The organism is Aliivibrio kagoshimensis (assembly GCF_050337105.1).
Taxonomy (GTDB): Bacteria; Pseudomonadota; Gammaproteobacteria; order Enterobacterales; family Vibrionaceae; genus Aliivibrio_A; species Aliivibrio_A kagoshimensis.
Genome location: NZ_JAKJSQ010000009.1, coordinates 1 through 22299 on the forward strand (window position 1 = coordinate 1; position 22299 = coordinate 22299).

At 42.0% G+C, this 22299-nt stretch carries 21 protein-coding genes; 8 read left to right on the forward strand and 13 right to left on the reverse strand.

The genetic code is table 11. The features are described 5' to 3' along the window. Window positions 1-205: 205 nt before the first annotated feature. From L4C32_RS04935 to gyrA, 5 genes are all read right to left on the reverse strand, one after another. Complete coding sequence (locus L4C32_RS04935; RefSeq protein ID WP_428195746.1) at window positions 206-580, reverse strand: MarR family transcriptional regulator; 375 nt, start codon at window positions 578-580, stop codon at window positions 206-208. 160 nt (window positions 581-740) lie between these two features. Further along, window positions 741-1394, reverse strand: a complete 654-nt coding sequence (locus L4C32_RS04940; protein ID WP_428195747.1) for an MBL fold metallo-hydrolase — start codon at window positions 1392-1394, stop codon at window positions 741-743. A 26-nt stretch (window positions 1395-1420) separates the two neighbouring features. Beyond that, window positions 1421-2032, reverse strand: coding sequence for a GTP cyclohydrolase II (locus L4C32_RS04945; protein ID WP_428195748.1), 612 nt, complete (start codon window positions 2030-2032; stop codon window positions 1421-1423). 208 nt (window positions 2033-2240) lie between these two features. Beyond that, entirely contained in the window at window positions 2241-2426 is a 186-nt protein-coding gene (locus L4C32_RS04950; RefSeq protein WP_428195749.1) for a hypothetical protein, read from the reverse strand. A 247-nt stretch (window positions 2427-2673) separates the two neighbouring features. Further along, on the reverse strand, window positions 2674-5310 hold the full coding sequence (gyrA, locus tag L4C32_RS04955; RefSeq protein WP_428195750.1) for a DNA topoisomerase (ATP-hydrolyzing) subunit A: 2637 nt from the start codon (window positions 5308-5310) through the stop codon (window positions 2674-2676). 300 nt (window positions 5311-5610) lie between these two features. Here gyrA and ubiG point away from each other — a divergent pair, with 300 nt between their 5' ends. From ubiG to yfaE, 4 genes are all read left to right on the forward strand, one after another. Then, a complete protein-coding gene (gene ubiG, locus L4C32_RS04960) occupies window positions 5611-6315 on the forward strand; it encodes a bifunctional 2-polyprenyl-6-hydroxyphenol methylase/3-demethylubiquinol 3-O-methyltransferase UbiG (RefSeq protein ID WP_428195751.1) in 705 nt (234 codons plus the stop codon). A 466-nt stretch (window positions 6316-6781) separates the two neighbouring features. Then, window positions 6782-9055, forward strand: a complete 2274-nt coding sequence (gene nrdA / locus L4C32_RS04965) for a class 1a ribonucleoside-diphosphate reductase subunit alpha (RefSeq protein WP_428195752.1) — start codon at window positions 6782-6784, stop codon at window positions 9053-9055. Window positions 9056-9106: 51 nt separating this feature from the next. Continuing rightward, the gene (nrdB, locus tag L4C32_RS04970) at window positions 9107-10240 is read left to right on the forward strand and encodes a class Ia ribonucleoside-diphosphate reductase subunit beta (protein WP_428195753.1); all 1134 of its coding nucleotides are present in this window, start codon (window positions 9107-9109) and stop codon (window positions 10238-10240) included. Then, window positions 10240-10518: a class I ribonucleotide reductase maintenance protein YfaE gene (yfaE, locus tag L4C32_RS04975; protein ID WP_428195754.1), complete on the forward strand. Its 279-nt coding sequence runs from the start codon at window positions 10240-10242 to the stop codon at window positions 10516-10518. The genes nrdB and yfaE overlap by 1 nt, the downstream gene beginning before the upstream one ends. On the opposite strand, the gene L4C32_RS04980 is transcribed toward yfaE, so the two are convergent. Next, the gene (locus L4C32_RS04980; protein WP_428195755.1) at window positions 10502-11746 is read right to left on the reverse strand and encodes a molybdopterin-binding protein; all 1245 of its coding nucleotides are present in this window, start codon (window positions 11744-11746) and stop codon (window positions 10502-10504) included. The genes yfaE and L4C32_RS04980 overlap by 17 nt on opposite strands. 242 nt (window positions 11747-11988) lie before the next feature. Here L4C32_RS04980 and L4C32_RS04985 point away from each other — a divergent pair, with 242 nt between their 5' ends. Then, window positions 11989-12888 carry a DUF3943 domain-containing protein gene (locus L4C32_RS04985; protein ID WP_428195756.1) on the forward strand — a complete coding sequence of 300 codons (900 nt, stop codon included), beginning with the start codon at window positions 11989-11991 and terminating at the stop codon, window positions 12886-12888. A gap of 43 nt (window positions 12889-12931) precedes the next feature. On the opposite strand, the gene L4C32_RS04990 is transcribed toward L4C32_RS04985, so the two are convergent. From L4C32_RS04990 to cysB, 3 genes are all read right to left on the reverse strand, one after another. Continuing rightward, window positions 12932-13621: a sulfite exporter TauE/SafE family protein gene (locus L4C32_RS04990; protein WP_428195818.1), complete on the reverse strand. Its 690-nt coding sequence runs from the start codon at window positions 13619-13621 to the stop codon at window positions 12932-12934. A 26-nt stretch (window positions 13622-13647) separates the two neighbouring features. Further along, window positions 13648-14835 (reverse strand): methyltransferase, encoded by a 1188-nt coding sequence (locus L4C32_RS04995; RefSeq protein WP_428195757.1) that lies wholly within the window; start codon window positions 14833-14835, stop codon window positions 13648-13650. Window positions 14836-14896: 61 nt separating this feature from the next. Beyond that, the gene (cysB, locus tag L4C32_RS05000) at window positions 14897-15871 is read right to left on the reverse strand and encodes an HTH-type transcriptional regulator CysB (protein WP_428195758.1); all 975 of its coding nucleotides are present in this window, start codon (window positions 15869-15871) and stop codon (window positions 14897-14899) included. Window positions 15872-16148: 277 nt separating this feature from the next. On the opposite strand from cysB, the gene L4C32_RS05005 reads away from it, so the two are divergent. Together L4C32_RS05005 and miaE are read left to right on the forward strand one after the other, a co-directional pair. Continuing rightward, entirely contained in the window at window positions 16149-16904 is a 756-nt protein-coding gene (locus tag L4C32_RS05005; protein ID WP_428195759.1) for a DNA repair protein, read from the forward strand. A 70-nt stretch (window positions 16905-16974) separates the two neighbouring features. Further along, window positions 16975-17751, forward strand: coding sequence for a tRNA isopentenyl-2-thiomethyl-A-37 hydroxylase MiaE (gene miaE / locus L4C32_RS05010; protein WP_428195760.1), 777 nt, complete (start codon window positions 16975-16977; stop codon window positions 17749-17751). A gap of 9 nt (window positions 17752-17760) precedes the next feature. Here miaE and L4C32_RS05015 read toward each other — a convergent pair whose 3' ends face one another. The 3 genes from L4C32_RS05015 to L4C32_RS05025 all read right to left on the reverse strand — a co-directional run bounded on the left by L4C32_RS05015 (window position 17761) and on the right by L4C32_RS05025 (window position 21300). Next, window positions 17761-18300 (reverse strand): outer membrane beta-barrel protein, encoded by a 540-nt coding sequence (locus L4C32_RS05015; RefSeq protein ID WP_428195761.1) that lies wholly within the window; start codon window positions 18298-18300, stop codon window positions 17761-17763. Window positions 18301-18500: 200 nt separating this feature from the next. Continuing rightward, complete coding sequence (topA, locus tag L4C32_RS05020) at window positions 18501-21143, reverse strand: type I DNA topoisomerase (protein WP_428195762.1); 2643 nt, start codon at window positions 21141-21143, stop codon at window positions 18501-18503. Beyond that, window positions 21136-21300: a hypothetical protein gene (locus L4C32_RS05025; protein ID WP_428195763.1), complete on the reverse strand. Its 165-nt coding sequence runs from the start codon at window positions 21298-21300 to the stop codon at window positions 21136-21138. Before L4C32_RS05025 ends, topA begins: the two co-directional genes overlap by 8 nt. Window positions 21301-21528: 228 nt before the next feature. On the opposite strand from L4C32_RS05025, the gene L4C32_RS05030 reads away from it, so the two are divergent. After that, a complete protein-coding gene (locus tag L4C32_RS05030; protein WP_428195764.1) occupies window positions 21529-21774 on the forward strand; it encodes a YciN family protein in 246 nt (81 codons plus the stop codon). Between the two features lie 48 nt (window positions 21775-21822). Here the strand turns inward: L4C32_RS05030 and bfr are convergent, their stop codons facing one another. Then, window positions 21823-22299 carry a bacterioferritin gene (gene bfr, locus L4C32_RS05035; protein WP_428195765.1) on the reverse strand — a complete coding sequence of 159 codons (477 nt, stop codon included), beginning with the start codon at window positions 22297-22299 and terminating at the stop codon, window positions 21823-21825.

Here is a 22299-nt window from a genome sequence, read left to right on the forward strand (position 1 = left end):
TACTGCCAATTTAAAGCCTAATGAGTAATCTCTTTGTGAGCGTCGAGCTCGGTTGGGTGTTGGATTGTTCATTTTAAAGTCCTCAATGTGTAAACACATTTCAGGACGAGACATAGGTAATAAAAAAGGCGATAATAATTATCGCCTTTTTTGTCTGAGCATTATACCGGCCTAGTTCTCTACGCGAGTAAAGTACTCTGGACGATTAAAGTGCTTTATAAGCGACTTTATTGCCTTCAAGTTGAATTTTTTCAACGAGACCTTCTTCAACTAACTTTTTCAAGCCACCTGTTGCCCAAGATGCCGCTTTCGCATCTTCTTGTCCAGCAGCTAGGCCAATCCCTTTTGGATTGATACCATCAGAATGCTGACTAACAATATCAAGCACTGATTGTTGTTTAGGCGTAAGAGAAACACTTGACGCTTCTACGGTTTTTTTAGCAACGGGTTTAACCGTCTCTTTTGCCTTAGGTGCCACTGCTTTTTTTACAACAGGTTTTGCGACCTTCGCCGTAACTGATGTCGCTTTAAAGCGTTTGTTTAATTTAGATTGAACTTTACGTTTGTGAGTAAGTCTCATTAATTTTCTAACTCCATAGCACTACTCTAGACTCCACCATCCAGCGGTGGAAAAGTAAGAGCGTTTTATAACAAATTTTTGAACCTTTTTGTAGTCTCACTCAGCTCTTAAGCTCAAAACTGAGTCAATACCTACATTTTTTCTAACTTTAAGATCAATATCAGTAAATTGGCATCTCGTCGGCAACAAATGGATTGGTCAATCTTTCATGTCCAAATGTTGAGTCCGGACCATGTCCTGGAATAAATTGAACATCATTACCCAGTGGCCACAACTTGGTTTTGATCGAGGTAATTAACTGTTGATGATCCCCTAAAGGAAAATCTGAGCGACCTACCCCACCTTTAAATAGGACATCACCGACAAAAGCCAGTTTACTCTGTTGGTTAAACAAAATAACGTGACCAGGGGTATGCCCAGGAGTATGAAACACATCAAGCTTTTGATTTCCGAAAGTAATGATGTCCCCCTCTTTAAGCCAGCGGGTCGGTAAAAAAGCCTCGGTTTTAGCAAAGCCAAACTGACGGCTCTGCTCTTCCATCGAATCTAACCAAAACTGATCATCTTGATGAGGCCCGAACACGTCAACATTTAACGCCTCTTTTAAAGGAATCGTACCGCCCACATGATCAAGATGACCATGGGTAAGAACGATCTGGCGTAGATTAATACCCAATGAACCAATAGTTTCTAAAAGAAGCGCCACATCGCCACCTGGGTCGATAATAACGCCATCCATTGTCTCGTCACACCAGACAATAGAGCAGTTCTGTTGATAGGACGTTACCGGAGTGATTTTGCACTGTAAACTCATAATAGGCTCGGCTGGTTATTCAATAATTAATTCGTTGGCTTACGGAGGTTCAGTTGATGTTTCCCATGTGATTTTTTACTTTCAAGATAACTCTCGTTACCAGATTTCACATGCACATGAGTATTGATGACTTCAATAACATCAATACCATAGTTTTGAATATCGGTGATCTTCTTAGGATTATTAGTAATCAGGCGAACTTTATCAATCTTAAGCGCATTCAGCATTTCAGCCGCTTCTTTAAAGTCACGAAGATCGTCACCAAAGCCAAGATGATTATTGGCTTCATAGGTATTCATACCCTCACTTTGTAGCTTGTAAGCATCTAACTTGTTGTAGAGACCAATACCGCGACCTTCTTGACGGAGATACAGTAAGACGCCACCTTCAATAGCCATCTTCTCTATCGTCTCTTCCAGCTGCTCACCACAATCACAGCGGGAGGAGTGAAAAACGTCACCGGTTAAACACTCAGAGTGCATTCGTACAATCGGAATGGTTTCCTGTTGATCGGCTTGTTTAAAAACGAGTGCAACGTGTTCTTTCTCTGTAGATAAGCCTTTGAATGACAACATTTCGGCAGGGATATTGCTATTCTGGCCAACTTTAAGCTCAATTCGAGCTCTAACTTTCACCATGATTACTTCTTTTCCTTAATAAAAACAGTACAACACAACTGCAGTTCAACCTTGTTAATAAAACTGTTTTTAATAATAATAATTTGGCTCTAGGATACCTAGGCAAGCAGCAACAAGCAAAGAAAAATGAAAACCATACTCAATAAAGCAGTACGGTATGGGTATGAAATGGGTGATATCAGGTGTGGCAGTTCAAAAAGGAGAGGGTTTAATGCTGATTTCGGTTTTTCCAGACCTTTAAAGCTACCCATGCATTCTCAAGTTCAGTGAACTCTTCTGCCGTTAGAACTGAGCGAATACCTCTCTCTTCTGTTTGGCGTACTTTATTTCGAAAGTCTTCTTTCCATTGGTTAACAATTAAGTCCAAGTTTTGCATTGGTTTTTCACCTTTCATTAAGCACCCCTGACGAGTGTTGCTTATATCATTTTTAAGCATCACGCCTAGAATTAACAGTTAACTGACACAAAAGATTTTATCATCTGAATTTTGGCTTTTTTTAGCTCCCTTTTTTTCCTTGAATCGAGATCACAGCTTTATTCTTTTTTATTACACTAAATGTGCGATGCTGCGGCAATAAAAAACGCAGCCTAGTAAGGCTGCGTTTTATAAGAAGATTTTACAGTTACGAATAACTGCTCAACTACTCTTCCGTTGGCGTTTCTGGGTCAATTTCAGAGTCATTCATCTCTTCAATATCAGCGTTGAGGCTAGCATCACCTTCTCCGTCGATATTGTCAGGTAGTAATTCCTCTTCCAGCTCTTCAATACGTTGAAGACCAACAACCAGTTCACCTTCTGTTGTACGAATCAGTGTCACACCTTGAGTATTTCGACCGACTTGACTGACCTCAGAGACACGCGTTCTTACTAGCGTACCGCCATTGGTGATCATCATAAATTCGTCGCCTTCATCAACCTGAACCGCACCCACTACGCTTCCGTTTCGCTCAGAAACTTTAATGGATACCACACCTTGAGTCGCTCGACTCTTCGCTGGGTATTCAGATTGAATAGTACGTTTACCGTAACCGTTTTCAGTCACAGTTAAGATATCACCGTCGGTTTGAGGAACAATTAGAGAGACCACTTTATCGTCATCTTTCAACTTGATTCCACGTACACCTGCAGCGGTTCGACCCATACCACGAACTTGTTCTTCGACAAAGCGTACAACTTTACCTGCTTTAGAGAACAACATAATGTCATCATTACCAGTGGTAATATTAACACCAATTAGGGAGTCACCGTCGCGTAAGTTCACGGCAATAATACCTGCGCTACGAGGACGGCTGAAGTCCGTCAGTGGTGTTTTCTTAACCGTACCATCAGCGGTTGCCATGAATACGAATTTATCCTCTGTGTACTCTTTAACTGGCAGGATTGCAGTAATACGCTCACCCTCTTCTAAAGGTAACAGGTTGACAATTGGCTTGCCTCGAGCAGTTCGGCTGGCTAATGGAAGTTGATACACTTTCAGCCAGTACATGCGGCCACGAGTCGAGAAGCACAAAATTGAGTCATGGGTATTCGCTACCAACAACTTCTCAATGTAATCTTCTTCTTTCATTCGAGTCGCTGCTTTACCTTTACCACCACGACGCTGAGCTTCATAGTCACTTAGTACTTGGTATTTAACATAGCCTTCGTGAGAAAGCGTCACAACAACATCTTCTTGGTTGATCAGATCTTCCAAGTCAATATCGTGGGTTGCCGCTGTAATTTCAGTACGACGAGCATCATTAAAGTTGGTTTTCACTAACTCTAACTCTTCACGAATAACTTCCATTAAACGCTCTGAACTTCCTAAAATACGCAGTAATTCTGCAATTTCTTCTAGCAGTTCTTTATACTCATCAACAATCTTCTCATGCTCTAAACCGGTTAAACGGTGTAGACGAAGCTCAAGAATCGCTTGAGCTTGCTGTTCAGTTAAGAAGTATTGACCTTCACGAATACCATATTCAGGCTGTAACCAGTCTGGACGTGCTGCATCATCACCAGCACGTTCAAGCATGGCAGCAACATTTCCTAAATTCCAACCTCTAGCAATCAAACCTGCTTTAGCATCTGCAGGAGTTGCAGCATTTCGAATCAGCTCGATGATGTCATCGATATTTGCTAATGCTAACGCCAATGCCTCAAGGATATGTGCACGGTCACGCGCTTTACGCAATTCAAAAATGGTACGACGAGTCACAACTTCACGGCGGTGATTGACAAAACATTTCAACATCTCTTTTAGGTTGAACAGTTTTGGCTGGCCATGATCTAACGCCACCATATTGATGCCGAATGTCGTTTGCAGTTGAGTTTGTGAATAGAGGTTATTTAGAACCACTTCACCAACTGCATCACGCTTACATTCAATAACAATACGCATTCCATCTTTATCAGACTCATCTCGAAGTGCACTGATGCCTTCGATTTTTTTGTCTTTAATGAGATCCGCAATTTTTTCGATCAGACGAGCTTTGTTCACCTGATACGGGATCTCATGAACAATAATGGTCTCACGACCTTTCTTGTCCATTTCAATCTCAGCTTTTGAGCGCATGTAGACTTTACCGCGCCCAGTGTTATAGGCGTCAATAATGCCTTTACGGCCACTGATTAATGCAGCTGTTGGGAAGTCAGGGCCTGGAATGAATTCCATTAGCTCTTCGATAGTGATCTCTTCATTATCAATAAAAGCTAAACAGCCATTGACGACTTCACCTAAATTATGGGGTGGAATATTTGTCGCCATACCCACAGCAATACCAGATGCACCATTCACTAGCAGATTAGGTATTTTGGTTGGCATGACTTCAGGGATCAGTTCAGTACCATCATAGTTAGGTACGTAATCCACCGTCTCTTTATCAAGATCGGCCAGTAGCTCATGCGCTACTTTTGCCATGCGAATTTCGGTATAACGCATTGCCGCTGCTGAATCGCCATCAACGGAACCGAAGTTTCCTTGGCCATCAACAAGCATATAGCGAAGTGAGAAAGGCTGTGCCATACGTACAATAGTATCGTAAACCGCACTATCACCATGGGGGTGATATTTACCGATAACATCGCCAACAACACGTGCCGATTTTTTATATGGTTTGTTCCAATCATTGCCTAATACGTTCATCGCGAATAACACGCGACGGTGTACTGGTTTTAGGCCATCACGTACGTCTGGAAGGGCACGACCCACGATGACTGACATCGCGTAGTCTAGGTAAGAACCTTTAAGCTCGTCTTCTATATTAACGGGCGTGATATCTCTAGCAAGATCGCTCATAGAGCCAATATCCCTCAATCATTCTGTCGTATAAAATAATACGTGCAAGGAGGGGGAATATACCACACCTCTCTATCACTCCGCAGCTCTTTCATGTACTTTTGGCTTTCTAATCTCAATTATTCATTGAAATATGGCTCAAATCACACTCAAATTGGTTAAAAAGCGATATTACGCAGTTAATTGTTTGAAAATTAGCCACTCTTTTTCATCAGCATAAATTATTTTTTGCTCATATTGTTAGCTGATTTTTGCACCACTTTAGTTATAATACCGTGATAATTACATAGGAAATAATTTATGAATAAGCCGTTGAATGTCGATCCCGCTGAAATTAAGAAATTTGAAGACATGGCATCGCGCTGGTGGGACTTTGAAGGTGAATTTAAACCTTTGCATCAAATTAATCCACTCCGGCTAAATTTTGTATTAGAGCGCGCCAACGGCCTATTCGGTAAAAAAGTACTTGATGTGGGTTGTGGTGGTGGCATCCTTGCAGAAAGCATGGCTAAACATGGTGCTGTTGTCACCGGGTTGGATATGGGAAAAGAGCCATTAACAGTCGCTAGACTACACGCTTTAGAGACAGGCACGATTTTAGACTATATACAATCGACTGCTGAGGAGCATGCTCAACAGAATCCTGAACAGTACGATGTCATTACTTGCATGGAGATGCTAGAGCACGTTCCTGATCCCGCTTCGGTCATTGCTGCTTGTGCCAATATGGTTAAACCCGGCGGACACGTCTTCTTTTCTACGCTCAATCGAAATGTAAAATCCTACCTGTTTGCCATTGTCGGTGCAGAGAAGCTACTTAAGTTAGTGCCTGAAGGTACTCACGATCATCAGAAGTTTATCCGTCCTTCAGAAATGCTTAAAATGATCGATGCCACACCTCTATCAGAACAAGCGATCACCGGCCTTCATTATAATCCGTTAACTGACACCTATAAATTAGGTCACAGTGTTGATGTAAATTATATTGTTCATACGAATAAATAGCTTAATATCAACAGCCATATTCGCATTCCACTGTCAATTATTTGATCCCCTTTTTATTCGGTTTCAGGTCAAATAATTGGCAATAATCTTATCGATAAGATTCAACTTTTGATCCCGCTTCAAATGTAAAGATCAAGCAAAATATTTTTTTACTCCTTCCTAATACTGTACGATAAAAAGTGTCACATCCCACGACATCAAGTAATCTCTGAATTGTACCGAGTAGCGTCTACTTACTTCCCTTTGAAAAAAATTTTTATCCACAACTTTTACATAATTCTGTTACTTGATAAATATCAACTTTACCTCTATCTTGTAACCAACTTGATGAGCTACCCCTACATGTAGTGTTTTAGAGATTTTTCTTCTACTACAATTATGGTGAAGTAGTTCACATTTTCGTAGCCAATAATACATAAACTTACAACAATATGGCCGTACGCAGTTACGTTAGGGAAACACAAAAATGAACCAACAGCTTACCGTTACTAAGCGCAATGGAAAAAAAGAGAACATTGATCTTGAGAAGATCCACCGTGTTATCGATTGGGCAGCAGAAGGACTGAATAATGTCTCTGTCTCTCAAGTTGAATTGAAGTCCCACATTCAATTTTACGACGGTATGAATACCTCTGATATCCATGAAACTATCATCAAATCTGCCGCTGATCTTATCTCTGAAGAGACGCCTGATTATCAATATCTCGCTGCACGTTTATCTATATTTCATCTGCGTAAAAAAGCTTACGGTCAATTTGAAGCGCCAACGCTCCTTAACCATGTGACAAAATTGGTTGAGATGGGTAAATATGATCGTCATCTACTTGAAGATTATTCATCGGAAGAGTTTGCTTTATTAGACTCATTTATTGATCACAATCGTGATATGAACTTCTCTTACGCTGCGGTAAAACAGCTGGAAGGAAAGTACTTTGTTCAAAACCGAGTCTCGGGTGAAATCTTTGAAAGTGCTCAGTTCCTCTATATATTGATTGCTGCCTGTCTATTTGCTAAATACCCAAAAGAGAGTCGCTTAGACTATATTAAGCGCTTCTATGACGCGGCTTCACTCTTCAAAATATCACTACCTACGCCTATTATGGCTGGTGTGCGCACTCCAACGCGTCAGTTCAGCTCATGTGTTCTTATCGAGTGTGACGACAGCTTAGACTCTATTAATGCCACTGCCAGCTCAATTGTCCGTTACGTATCTCAACGCGCAGGTATCGGCATCAATGCAGGCCGTATTCGTGCTCTGGGTTCCGAAATTCGTGGCGGCGAGGCGTTCCATACTGGGTGTATTCCATTTTACAAATACTTCCAAACCGCGGTTAAGTGTTGCTCTCAAGGTGGCGTACGTGGTGGTGCAGCTACTCTGTTCTACCCAATTTGGCACGGTGAAGTTGAATCTCTATTAGTACTCAAGAACAACCGTGGTGTAGAAGAGAACCGTGTTCGTCATATGGATTACGGTGTTCAAATCAATAAGCTTATGTACACTCGCCTAATTAAAGGTGGAGAAATCAGCTTATTTTCACCATCGGATGTCCCTGGCTTATACGACGCTTTCTTTGCTGATCAAGATGAATTCGAGCGTTTATACCTAGCCTACGAACAAGACAGTTCAATCAAACGTAAAACCATTAAAGCGATTGACCTATTCTCTCTCTTAATGCAAGAGCGAGCATCAACTGGCCGTATCTACATTCAAAATGTTGACCATTGTAATACGCACAGTCCATTCGACCCTGCTGTTGCACCAATTCGTCAATCGAATTTATGTTTGGAAATTGCACTTCCAACGAAACCATTGAGTAATGTTGAAGATGATAACGGTGAAATTGCATTGTGTACTCTATCTGCATTCAACTTAGGTGCCATTGATTCATTAGATGAACTCGAAGAGTTGGCTGAGTTGACGGTCCGTGCACTGGATGCTCTGCTTGATTATCAAGACTACCCTCTGCCTGCGGCTCGTAAAGCGACCATGAATCGCCGAACGTTAGGGGTTGGTGTCATTAACTACGCTTACTACCTAGCGAAAAATGGGGTGAAATACTCAGACGGCAGCGCGAACGGTCTAACGCATAAGACGTTTGAAGCGATTCAGTTCTATCTACTAAAAGCGTCAGTCAACCTGGCCAAAGAGCAAGGTGCTTGTCCTCTATTTAAAGAGACTACCTACTCAAAAGGCATCTTGCCTATCGATACCTATAAAGCGGAGCTTGATAAGATCTGTGATGAGCCACTGCATCTTGATTGGGAGACATTGCGTAGTGATATTCAGACCTACGGCCTGCGTAACTCAACACTGTCCGCATTAATGCCATCAGAAACGTCATCACAAATCTCAAACGCCACAAATGGCATTGAGCCTCCACGCGGTTTTGTGTCGGTAAAAGCATCAAAAGATGGCATTTTGAAACAGGTGGTTCCTGATTTCCTCAACTTGAAAAATGAGTATGAGTTGCTGTGGAACATCGGTTCAAATGACGGTTATATACAGTTAGTTGGTTTAATGCAGAAATTTGTCGACCAAGCGATTTCAGCGAACACCAATTATGACCCAAGTGTCCAGCCAAACGGCAAAGTACCAATGAAGTTGCTGTTAAAAGATCTGCTTTCTGCCTATAAAATGGGGCTCAAAACGCTTTATTACCATAACACTCGTGATGGTGCCAGTGACGCGCAAGGCGACATTACTGCCGCAGCAGACGATTGCGAATCTTGTAAGATTTAATTAATTGTAAAAGGGAGCACCATTAGGCTCCCTTATGTTATTGAGGTTACCATGGCTTATAGCACTTTTTGCCAAACAAAAAATGACCAACTTAAAGAACCGATGTTTCTCGGCCAGTCTGTCAATGTGGCACGTTACGACCAACAGAAATTCGAAATATTTGAAAAGTTAATCGAGAAGCAGCTTTCGTTTTTCTGGCGCCCTGAAGAAGTTGATGTGTCATCGGATCGGATCGATTACCATAACCTTCCTGCCCACGAGCAGCACATCTTCATCAGTAATTTAAAGTACCAAACCCTGCTTGATTCGATTCAAGGACGCAGCCCCAATGTTGCTCTATTACCTCTGGTATCGCTACCAGAAATTGAGACTTGGATTGAAACTTGGTCATTCTCTGAAACCGTCCACTCTCGCTCATACACGCATATTATTCGCAATATCATGAACGATCCAGCCACGGTTTTTGATGACATCGTTGAAAATGAAGAGATATTAAAACGTGCGGGTGATATCGCACATTATTATGATGACCTTATCCATGCGACTAGCGATTACCACCGCTTAGGTGAAGGTGAGCATACCGTTAATGGGCAAACCGTCACGGTAAAACTTCGTGAGTTGAAAAAGAAACTATACCTCTGTTTAATGTCAGTGAATGCACTCGAAGCGATTCGTTTCTATGTTAGTTTTGCTTGCTCTTTTGCTTTTGCCGAACGCAAATTGATGGAAGGTAATGCTAAGATCATTAAACTTATCGCTCGTGATGAAGCGCTACATTTAACCAGCACTCAACACATGCTCAACCTGCTTCGTACAGGCCAAGACGACCCCGAGTTTGTTGAAATCGCTAAAGAGTGTGAACAAGATTGTTTTGATCTGTTTAAAGCTGCAGCAGAACAAGAAAAAGAGTGGGCAGATTACCTATTTAAAGATGGGTCAATGATCGGATTAAATAAAGAGATCTTATGTCAGTACGTTGAGTATATTACTAACCTACGTATGCAAGCTGTTGGACTTTCTACCGCTTACCCAGAGGCAACTCAGAATCCAATTCCATGGATCAATACTTGGTTATCTTCTGATAATGTTCAAGTTGCCCCTCAAGAAGCTGAAATCAGTTCATATTTAGTTGGTCAGATTGATAATGAAGTCAGTATGGACGATCTCGAGGACTTTGAACTCTAATGCAGCTTCACATTAACCGTATTACGACTCTGCATACTCGCAGTGAACATAAGACTCTGTTAGAGACCATGGAGGCGAATGGTATTCAAGCAGAGTATCATTGTCGAGATGGTCACTGCGGAGCCTGTCGTTGTACCTTGATTTCAGGAGAGGTCGAGTACCTTCAGGCTCCTCTCGCCTTCTTAAATCAAGGGGAGATTTTGCCCTGCTCATGCAAAGCAAACACCGACCTCGTAATCGATAATGTAAAATATGAAGTGGTTAAAATATTAGCTTAAATTTCGTCGGAGGGACATATATCTCCGACAGACGCTTAATCGACTCATACTGGCCAAACAACGGCTTTCTTTCTAAACAACGCCTCAACATATCTAGCATCAATGCAGAAACGACACTGCGCATATCGTTGTAGTCGTAATCACGTCGTAATGATACCAGCTGCCCCCACTCTCCATACTCCGTTGATAGCGCCACTGCGACCTCACCATCAATTATCAATCCAGAAGATAGACCGATGTCCGTCTGTGTACGTTCTCTTGTCGCCGCCGCTAAGGCAAGGGCTGCTGCTAATGGGTCTTGGTCAGCCAAATTTTGCTCTACTTGTGTCGACAATACCCAGCCCTGCTTTAATGCTGCTCTGAATTTTTCATTTTCATGTACCCAATTAGTTAACCACCCCCCCGTTGCTTGTTCAGCGATAGTAATTTTCAACGCTAAATCGGACAGAAGCTCGGCCGTGTTATCCAACATGGGTTCATTAACACTGACGACATTCTCACTCAGTTTGCTGTACATTGATTCAAGTATTCTGATCCTGACATCATCTCCCTTGGGGCCAAATAACTTCACCTCAATGAAAGGCAGTGAGGAGCGATACCCAATCTCATAGTCAGAAGGAAGTTGAATTTCAGCCAGTTGGTCATTAATACCTGATTCTGACAGACCAAAAGTAAATAATCGACTGCACTCTCTAGCCGCAATGTTCTCATTCCACTGCTGAAGTCTAGGAATAATCTGATCTTCTACCATCATCTTAAACTCTTTCGGCACTCCAGGAGTAAAAAACAGAGTGGCTCGATTGAGTGTCATATAGTAACCACAAGCCGTTCCAATAGGGTTATCGACTAGATTTGCCCCTTCAGGTAACATCGCTTGCTTTAGGTTTGACTCAGGCATCTCTCGACCCAGTTCACGATATCGTAACTGCATTCTCTCGAGCCAAAGAGGAGAAAGAATCAACCCAACCCCCGCCGCTTTCGCTGCAGCGGTGGTACTTAAATCATCCGTCGTCGGCCCTAAACCACCGTTGACAATAACAATATCATAGCCGTGGCTTAAATGGGCGATCTCCTGCTGGATTGCTTCTATATTGTCACCAATAGTTGAACGATGCGTAATCGCGAAGCCATGCTGATAAAAAACTCTCGATAACCAAGCTGCATTGGTATCCACAATATCTCCGTAGAGAACCTCTTCACCTGTGCTAATCATTGCAATCTTCAGCATACAACTCCCCTATTGGTATGAACCTTTGGTATTAGTATAATTTATCATAACTCAGACACGGCTTTTTTGTTATTTTGCAAAATGTTACCTACGCTCTTCAAGGCGTTAATAAATGGTGCCTGCACCAAAGCGATTAGAACTATTTATAAAAATATATATTTTTACATCGTCCATCAATTAGTGGAYAATTGTGAACCAGATCAGCTATTCAGCTTAAAATATTTCGATTAGGGGCAAAACTTGTGAGTAAGAAAAGACTTACGGCACTACTACTGGGGTGTACTCTCTCAACGTCCGCATCCGCATCCGGTAGCAGTCACATTGAATTCTCCTATCAAGTCGATTGCACAGGGGATATTTACAGCAGTTATTGCACAAAATATTCGGAAAATTCCAACACCTATTTTGACGGTTCTAAGCCACCTCCTCCAACACCGAATATTGATACCAATAATATTCCTCGTTACCTTGAGATTTCCGATGGCAAAGATTGGGATTATCTACTTGAGCAGTCATATACTATTTTAGGCTTAAGTGTTGCCACTGTGGGATTAATGACTTTATTGCCTGAAAGTATCACCAAGTGGGATGAAGATGATCGGGATCTAAGCAAATTAGGCCAGAAGTGGAAAGATAATGTTTCCGCAGGCCCTGTATGGGATAAAGATGAGCATTTCTTAAACTATGTGATGCATCCCTATTTTGGTGGCGTTTATTATACCGCGGCAAGACACTCTGGTTTTAATGAGTTTGAGTCATTTTTATACTCTGCCACCATGTCGACTTTCTTTTGGGAGTATGGAGTAGAAGCGTTTGCTGAAGTTCCTTCAATACAAGATCTATTTGTCACCCCTTTCTTTGGTGCCGTTGTCGGTGAAGTGATGTTCCGAACTGAACAAGATATTGTGGCAGATGGTGGCGAAGTGATGGGTTCCGAAACGATGGGCGATGTCAGCTTATTCTTTCTTAACCCTGTTGGCCATATTCACTATTGGATTACTGGGATGTGGGGAGAAGAGACAGAGGTTAATATGAGTTACTCCCCATGGTTTAACAATCAAGAAGCCGCCAGTTATGCTTTAGATGCCGGGGCTCCTTATGACAATCAGTTTGTCGGTATGCAAGTTAAGCTGAAATTCTAAATTGCAAAAAAGAGCTCGTGAAGCTCTTTTTTTTCGACTATATCTATATCAATACCGTTAAAATTGCCGTCAACCCTGAGAGACTGCAGATAAGCAATGAAGCGATTCGAATTTTCTCTTTAGACAGCCTATCCACGTAGAACATTGCCACTACATACCCTAACAGGGAAGCAGGCAACAGTGGTAATGACAACATAAAGTGGTACATCGTCATATACCCTATGGGCGCCTGAACTAATAGGGATAACACTGAGCTCACCACAAAAAAAGCCGAGAGATTGGCTCTAACTAAATTGCCTTCCTGATGCTGCAATAATAACGCCATCGGAGGTCCTCCAATTCCTGAACTGGTTCCCATGAATCCTGAGAAGAAACCTGCCACCATCATCTTTTTTGGTGTCGGTGCGATTCTAACAGGTAATAGACTGATTGCCACCGCAATTAACACCGTACTTCCCAGCCATAATGACAATGTTTTCGTATCAATAAACAGCAACAAAGCCCCCCCGGCTAGTGTCCCAGGTACTCGGCCTACAATCGCCATCCAAAGCCCGTCTAATGAGATGTTGGATCTGTTTTTATAAGCATTAATTATCGATAAAAACAGAGCAACAATCGTTATCGGTGCAGGTACATAATCAGGAGAGATTTGATACAGTATTGGCGCAGCAACAATGGCTAAGCCAAAACCGATAGAACTCTGAATAAAAGAGCCTAAAAAAATCAATGCCATGGCGATCAACACACTGAGTTCCATCTTTAATCACTCCTCTTTGCAGATATAATAATATTCCGTGGGGTAAATTGCCGCTGACAAAAAGTCGCTACCTTGACATCATAACCAGACTCTTGCAGATAGAGCGCTCTATCCAGCACCAACCACATTTCTAAAGGACGTTTAAAAACGAGCTGCACCAGATCCATTCTATCGACCAACTTTAATCGTCCTGTTCCCTGAACTAACCAATAGTTAAAATCAATATCACTGGGTAGGGTTAACCCTTTTTGCTTCGCCGCCCAGTAGCAAAAAGCCTCAAAGCCATTAGCCAATAACGACTTCTTAATACTGGGTACAGGCATGTATTCTGAAGGTTCAAACAGTGTGCGCTGCAAAGCGTCAAAGCCGAGTCGATATGTCACTTCAGTAATACGGTGACGTTGCGTTCGCTTGCCTGCGGTCACTGTCTCTTGCAGAGGCAGACGCAAATCTCGTTTGGTTAAGGTTAACTGGGTCTCTTGTGCTGCCGTAGAGAGTCCACAGTAGTGTTCATGGGATATCAGATGGTAACAACAAGGTGAGATAGAGACTTGCTTAGCCTCAGTCACCACCACGGACTGCAACAACTGAGTGTGCAACTCGCCGCAAGCATGCAGAGCGACTGCGTGTTGATCTTGTATAATGTACTGTTGGGTCTCTTTTTTTAACGCATCGGCCTGAACAAATTGCATATTCAGTTGATGTAAATCCGCATAAGTTTGGCCATCAGCGCAAAGCGTCGATTGCCACTCGACACTGGTCACCTTGCGACGGGGATGCTGCGCACTGAGTAATCGGCCTAAATACCCTTTTCCAGCACACCACTCTAACCAGTGTTCAGATTGGTTATCGACTGCCGCTACAAACGCTTCAATCTGCTGCCATTTTCGTCCTGGAATACCGCAATCAATTCCCCGCGGCGTAGCAACAGGATGCAGTGCGGCAGATGGCACTTGTGTCAGTCGGTACAAAGCGTCGGCTTCAGTGATCCACGGTGTGATCGCGCTCGATAATCGCTGAGGATCATTTTTATACTGATTTAACTGCTCATCACTCATCTCATCAAGCCAATCACACAGCTGGGGTAAGGTGTCACGCCAAGGATAGTCTAAATGACTGTAAAGAGATAACTGCCATAAAGTGCGGTGCTTAAAGAGAATGGAATCTAATGAGTGGAAATGATTAAGCATAAAAAAAACCTCATACAATGCTGCGCTATTGTAGAGGTTTTTCATTGAAAGTTAATCACATTTATCGGACAGGAAGTACCATCTCTTTGAACATCTCAACGATTTCGTCGTTATTCTTTAAAGCAACAGCCTGTTCAACCACCGGTCTAGTCAGGTGCGGTGCGAAACGCTCCATAAAGTCATACATATAGCTACGTAAAAAGGTTCCTTTTCTAAAACCAATATTCGTGGTGCTGGCATTAAAAATATGACTGGCATCAATCGCAACCAGATCGGCGTCCATCACCGGATCAATCGCCATGCTGGCAATAACCCCGACACCAATACCTAATCGAACGTAGGTTTTAATTACATCAGCATCTGTCGCAGTAAATACTATCTTAGGAGTCAGTCCTGATTTATCAAAAGCATCATCCAATTCTGAGCGACCAGTAAAGCCAAATACGTAAGTCACTAAGGAGTATGTCGCCAACTCTTCTAAAGAGACGCTTTCAAGTTGTGCTAATGGGTGATCTTTTGGCACAACAATAGAACGATTCCAATGATAACAAGGAAGCATGATCGCATCATGGTAAAGATGCAAGGCCTCAGTAGCAATCGCAAAATCTGCGGTTCCTTTTGCAACAGCATCCGACATTTGACTTGGTGTGCCTTGATGCATATTTAAACTGACACGAGGGTATCTTGCAGTGAATCCTTTAATCACATCAGGAAGTGCATAGCGAGCTTGCGTATGAGTAGTAGAGATATTTAACGTACCAAGATCAGGATGAGTATGCTCGCTGGCCACCGATTTAATACTTTCTACGCGAAACAAAATCTCCCTAGAAATACGTACAATATCAAGGCCTGCCGGCGTGACCTTGGTAAGATGTTTTCCACTACGTTCGAAGATTTGTACCCCAAGTTCATCTTCCAAGAGTCGAACTTGTTTACTGATCCCTGGTTGAGAGGTATAAAGATTCTCAGCGGTTGAGGATACATTCAAATTATGGTTAACAACTTCTACTATGTATCTAAGCTGCTGTAATTTCATTTTTACCCCATCATCCTTCATTGATGAACGTCATCAAAACTGACCTATCTAACTAAACTAACAAAAATCCACTCAGTTTTCTTGGTTATTCTAGACACTAAGGACTATTTCCATCTCATATTCAAACATTTATTTGGATTGAATATCAAGATTAGTTGAAATAGTTATCACTAATCCTTCAAGACGTTATCTAAATCATCATTATCTGCTACCGCGTATATACTTGTTAGTGTATTCTAACATATTGCACTAACTGCATGGGATGTAGACGTTTCATATGAATATAGCTTTATTACTTGGATTATTCGGCCTGCTTTTTGCGCTAATCATTGGTTACAATATTATTGTTCAATATCGCACGCGTATTGAATCTGCAGCCAAACATGAAATTGCAAAATACAATGCCATCATTGAGACCACGGAAGAGTTGATTGGTCATGCGCATCAATTTCCATTTAGTAAAGAACTGCTTCTCTCATTAAACCAGAGAATTCTTGACGCGTTAAAAGCGATTTCGGACCTGGCACCGACAAATAAATCGTATGAGCAGCGTATGATTAATATGCAAAGTCAATTTGACCAACTGCAAAATAACTACGCTGGTGGTGATAGCACCTCTTTTAAATCACCGACCAATGATCAGCAAGCCATCAATATGCTAAAGCTTGTTAAACGATTAAGAGAGATTTTGCGCGCTGAGCATAAAAAAGGTCGTGTCAATACACAAGTGTTTGTGACTGAGAATGCGCGACTGGAAACCTTCCAAATTCGTATTAATATTGAAAATGTTATTAAGCGCTCTAAAGATGCGATCGCGCGAGGTCAATCAGGCACCGCAAAACAGTTACTCAAAAAAGGTATTGACGCATTAACAGTAAAAAATGACTCTTACTCAAATAAGGCAAGAGCACACTTAGAGTCGATGCTTGATGAACTCAATAACAAATCAAAAAAAGAGCGTGATGATGCCATCATTGAAGAAGAAAAAGAGGATGATATTGACGCGCTGTTCCAGCCAAAGAAAAAATGGTAAATTCCTTTCAATTATTCCTAACAGGCTGCTTATTGCAGCCTGTTTCAATTTTGCGGTTAAATGAACCTAAATGAATACAGAATCCCAAATGATTGCCGATCTCCTCGCTCCCGTTCACAGCTTCTTACATTGTGAAACTCCAGATTCATGGATAACATTAGCTAAGCAACCAGAAAACTTAACCACGCTTCTTGTAGACCACTGTAACTGTGAACTTAAAGCAAGCCAGACGGCTATGTGGTTGATCCGAAAATATGCCGTTGATAAAGAGAGTGGCCTAACCCTGTTAGAGTGGTCCAAACCCTACGAAGATTATGTTTATCGCAAACAATTTGATACCGTATTTCCTGAAAAAAAACGCATGCAAAGTGCAGCATTAACCGTCAAAGAAGAGGTAGTGTACGGACAAGACTTAATTGAAAAAATGGTTCGTTTAATCAAGGAAGAGTTTCACCACTTTGAGCAAGTACTTGATATTATGAAGGATCGGGATATCGACTATTACAGTTTGTCCGCTGGTACCTATGCGAAAGGGCTCATGAAGCAAGTGAGAACCTATGAACCTGCAACTTTGATTGATAAATTGATCATTGGTGCATTGATTGAAGCCCGATCTTGCGAACGATTTGCAAAATTAGCGCCACACTTAGATGATGAGCTAAAGCAGTTTTATATCTCTCTGCTGCGTTCTGAAGCTCGACACTATCAAGACTATTTACAGCTGGCTCAAGATGTCGCGGGAACGAGTGACATCTCTGAGCGAGTAGAGGCACTGGCGAGCGCAGAAGCTGAACTGGTTAATCGCCCTGACAGTGAGTTTCGCTTTCACAGTGGTCTTCCACTCTAAGCTGACTATTTAGAAGAGATAACCCAGACTCACTCCAACTGCATCCCCAGAAATATCTTCGTAGTGATGGCTTGTGTATTGAGCCCGTACGAAAATTGATGGGGTGACATAATAGTCCCCACCAATGGCTGAAACCAGTGAGGTAGCGCTGCCTTTTGCTGTTGGGTTAATATCATGAGTGACTTTGTACTCTCCATAAACAAGCCCTATTTTAGCCCATGCTTCAAATGAGTCCGTTACTGGCCAAACCCCGCGAGCCGACAAAGAGGTTTGGGTTAATAATATGTCTGATTTGTTCTCTTCCGCATCAATCCAGTTCAGATCGATGTCCAGCGCAAAAAACGGATTCATTCGATAGCCTAAACCAATATGCAAAGCCGGTTCCTCAATTTTAGAATCGTGCTCTTCATACTCAATTTTGGTGTTTGCTACCCCAATAAGTGCACTCCAGCCAAGTTTTGAGCTTTTCGTTCCAACATGCTCTTCAGCCCACACTGAGCCACTCATTGCTATTGATACACAGACAGAAAGCCAAACTATATTTCGCATATTTGATTGCTCTTGTAATCAACCTAGGTACAACGCTTGCAAAAGAGCGGAGCGTTATCTTATTCTTTCTCACTAATTCTAGTTCTATTTATACAATAACTCCGGTATTTATTGTTAAAAATGCTCAATTTATGTGGTCAATTTCAAAACAAAAAAAGAGCAACCCTAAGGTTGCTCTTTTCAATTATTCACGCTGTGAATTACTTCTTCTTTTCTGCTTTTTTGGGCTTTTTACGTTTATCTGTAATTGCCCATTTTCCATCGATATACAGCCCTGTCCACCCCGTCGGTTTTCCATCGACTTCAGTGCGTATGTAGTTCTCTTTCGATTTACGACTAAAACGAACAACTGCAGGTAGACCATCAGGATCTTTCTGAGGCGCGGTTGTTAAATAAACAAACTTGTCAGAAATTCGATCTTTAAAACGAACTAACTCAGACACTAACGGTGCACGAGTTTCACGAGATTTCGGGAATGTGCTTGCCGCTAAGAACAGACCAGATGCGCCATCACGAAGCACGAAATACGCGTCTGATTTTTCGCAAGTCAACTCAGGTAAATGTACTGGGTCCTCTTTAGGGGGAGCAACATCCCCATTTTTAAGGATTTTACGAGTGTTTTTACACTCTTCAGATGTGCAATCCATGTACTTACCGAAACGACCGTTTTTCAGCTCCATATCTGAGCCACATTTGTCACACTCAACAACGGGGCCATCATAGCCTTTAACCTTAAACTCACCGTGTTCAACCACATAACCATCACAGTTCGGGTTATTACCACATACATGCAATTTACGGTCTTGGTCAATCAGATAAGCATCCATTGCCGTTTCACATTTCGGGCAACGCTTTTTGGCGCGTAATGCTGCGGTTTCAACATCCTCTTCGAGTACGTTTATTACGCCTTCTTCATCACCAAGGTTAATGGTTTTCTTACAACGCTCTTTTGGCGGTAAAGCATAACCTGAACACCCAAGAAATACTCCAGTCGAAGCAGTACGAATGCCCATATGACGTTCACAGGTTGGACACTTAATATCGGTTTCTACGATATTATTTGGCAGCATCCCACCTTCTTCTTCATCCAGCTCGGCTGTTTTAAGCTTATCGGTAAAGTTAGAGAAAAACTTATCCAGCACGACTTTCCAGTTTTCATGACCTTCAGCAATTTGGTCAAGATCCCCTTCCATATGGGCAGTAAAATCATAATCCATTAGCTCAGAGAAACTCTGGTCCAAACGGTCAGTCACGATTTCACCCATTTTTTCAGCATAGAAACGGCGCTGTTCAACACGCACATAACCACGATCTTGAATGGTTGATATAATTGATGCGTATGTTGAAGGTCGGCCAATCCCTTTCTTCTCTAATTCTTTAACCAATGCAGCTTCTGTAAAGCGCGCTGGCGGCTTAGTGAAATGCTGCTTAGGGTCAAGGCTAGATAGTGACAATGTATCGCCTACCTTGATTGCAGGAAGAATTTGATCTTCGTTTTTTCCCATTGGGCGTTGCACACGAGTCCAACCATCAAAACGTAAGATTCGCCCTTTTGCCTTTAAGGTATACTCATCCGCTTTCACGCTGACCGTGGTCGAGTCATATTGAGCCGGTACCATCTGACAAGCAACAAACTGATTCCAAATTAAGCTGTACAATTTATGGGCATCTGGGTCCATATTCTGAAGGTCATCAGATTTGACCTCAACACTTGAAGGTCTGATCGCTTCGTGAGCCTCTTGGGCATTACCCTTGCTGCTATAAGTAATCGCTGCAGGAGGAAGATAGTTCTCTCCATACTCGCTACTGATAAATTCACGCGCAGCTTCTACAGCGTCTTTGCTCAAGTTCGTTGAGTCAGTACGCATGTAGGTAATGTAACCACCTTCATATAAACGCTGTGCAAGCATCATGGTCTTCTTAACGCCATAACCTAGTCTAGTACTTGCTGCTTGTTGAAGAGTCGATGTGATGTACGGTGCAGACGGTTTGCTCTTGGTTGGGCGGTCTTCACGCTTACACACTTCATATTGGGCATTCTCAAGCACCGATACCGCACTATCCGCTTCAGTTTGGTTAAGCGGCTTAAATGGTAAGCCCTCTTTTTGAGCAACCTGAATTCGGAAGTTCTCTTTACCAGCGGTGAGTGTATCTGCATGAATATCCCAGAACTCTTCTGGAATAAATGCATTGATTTGGCGCTCGCGCTCTACCAATACTTTTACTGCTACAGATTGAACTCGTCCAGCAGAAAGACCGCGTGCCACTTTTTTCCACAGCAGTGGAGAGACCATGAAACCAACAACTCGGTCTAAGAAACGTCGTGCTTGCTGCGCATTTACACCATCGATATTTAACTCACCCGGTGTTTCAAATGCTTGTTGGATAGCATTTTGGGTAATTTCATTAAAAACAACTCGTTTGTATCTCTGCTCATCACCACCAATGATCTCCCGCAGGTGCCAAGCAATGGCTTCCCCTTCGCGGTCCAAATCGGTTGCGAGATAGACATAATCTGCGTCTTTGGCCAATTTTTGTAGCTCGGCAACCACTTTCTCTTTGCCTGGAAGAATTTGGTAATTCGCTTCCCAGCTATTGTATGGGTCTACACCCATTTTATTGATAAGTGATTTACGATCTTTCTTGGCTTTTATTTTAGCCTTCTCTTCAGGGCTCATCCCTTTGGTAGAGATTGGCGTCGCTTTCTTTCCATTATTACTTGCACCAACCGGTAAATCACGAACATGACCGACACTGGATTTAACAATGAAGTCCTTGCCCAAGTATTTATTAATTGTTTTTGCCTTGGCTGGTGACTCCACTATAACTAGAGATTTACCCATAAATTCGCTGACGTCCTCGTGCTTTCAACAACGCAATAATTTCTTTACTGCCGTCTGAATGACGCAGTAACCTTAATTCAATATCGTGCGACTCTAACTCAAGATCAACTAATTTTTCAAGAAAAGAGATAAATAGAATAGCTTTTAACTGCTTCATTAACCGAAATGCAACATATTTAGGCTAATAATTGATTAAAATAGAGCGGTATCTTAGTCACGGCAATAGTCGCTAAACCACTAAATGTGTATGAACTTTGCATTCCATCACACTATTTTTGATTTTTGATGGCTTTTTGCTTTTAAAAACAGCAAATCTGTTTGAAGTTGCGCACTCGCCTGTTTACACTCATCGCTAACAGACATCCTATTAAAGAATGAAGCTACCATGACGACTAAAAAAAACATATCGGAATTCGACCTTCTTATGGTCGCTAATCAAATCATACAAGAGCATGAGAACTATTTAGAAGGAATGCGCGCAACCAGTGTTGAAGAGCGAGATGATGTTTTGATTTTTAAAGGGGATTATTTTCTATCCGAACAAGGGATACCTACAGAAAAAACCACCGCCGTTTTTAATATGTTTAAATACTTAGCTCACCACTTATCTAAAGAGTTTACGCTAGACTAATCAACAGCAAGCCAGTTAGCACTAACTGGCTTGCTTTAAAGAACAGTCTTATTTAGTCCCCATCTGCGATTGAATATAGTTTTGCAACCCAACCCTATCAATCAAGCCTAAATGCTGCTCTAGCCAATAGATGTGATCCATTTCAGTGTCATCTAATAAATCTTCAAGAATCCCTCTACTTACGTAGTCTTTCTCTTGTTCACAGATGCCAATGATCTCTCTCAAACTGGCTGCGACAATACGTTCAGCATTGAGATCATTTTCAAGCATCTGTTTCACATTATCACCAACATGAACATCTGCTCGTGAGACGGTATCAGCCTTACCTTCTAAAAAAAGAATTCTTTCAACTAGACGCTTTGCGTGGTCGAGTTCCTCTTCATATTCATGTGCTAACTTTTCATGCAGCTTTTCAATTCCCCAATCTTCATACATTTTAGAGTGAGCAAGGTATTGATCCATGGAGGTTAACTCTAACGTCAACTGCTTGTTCAATTTATCTATCACCAATTGTTTGCCTTGCAT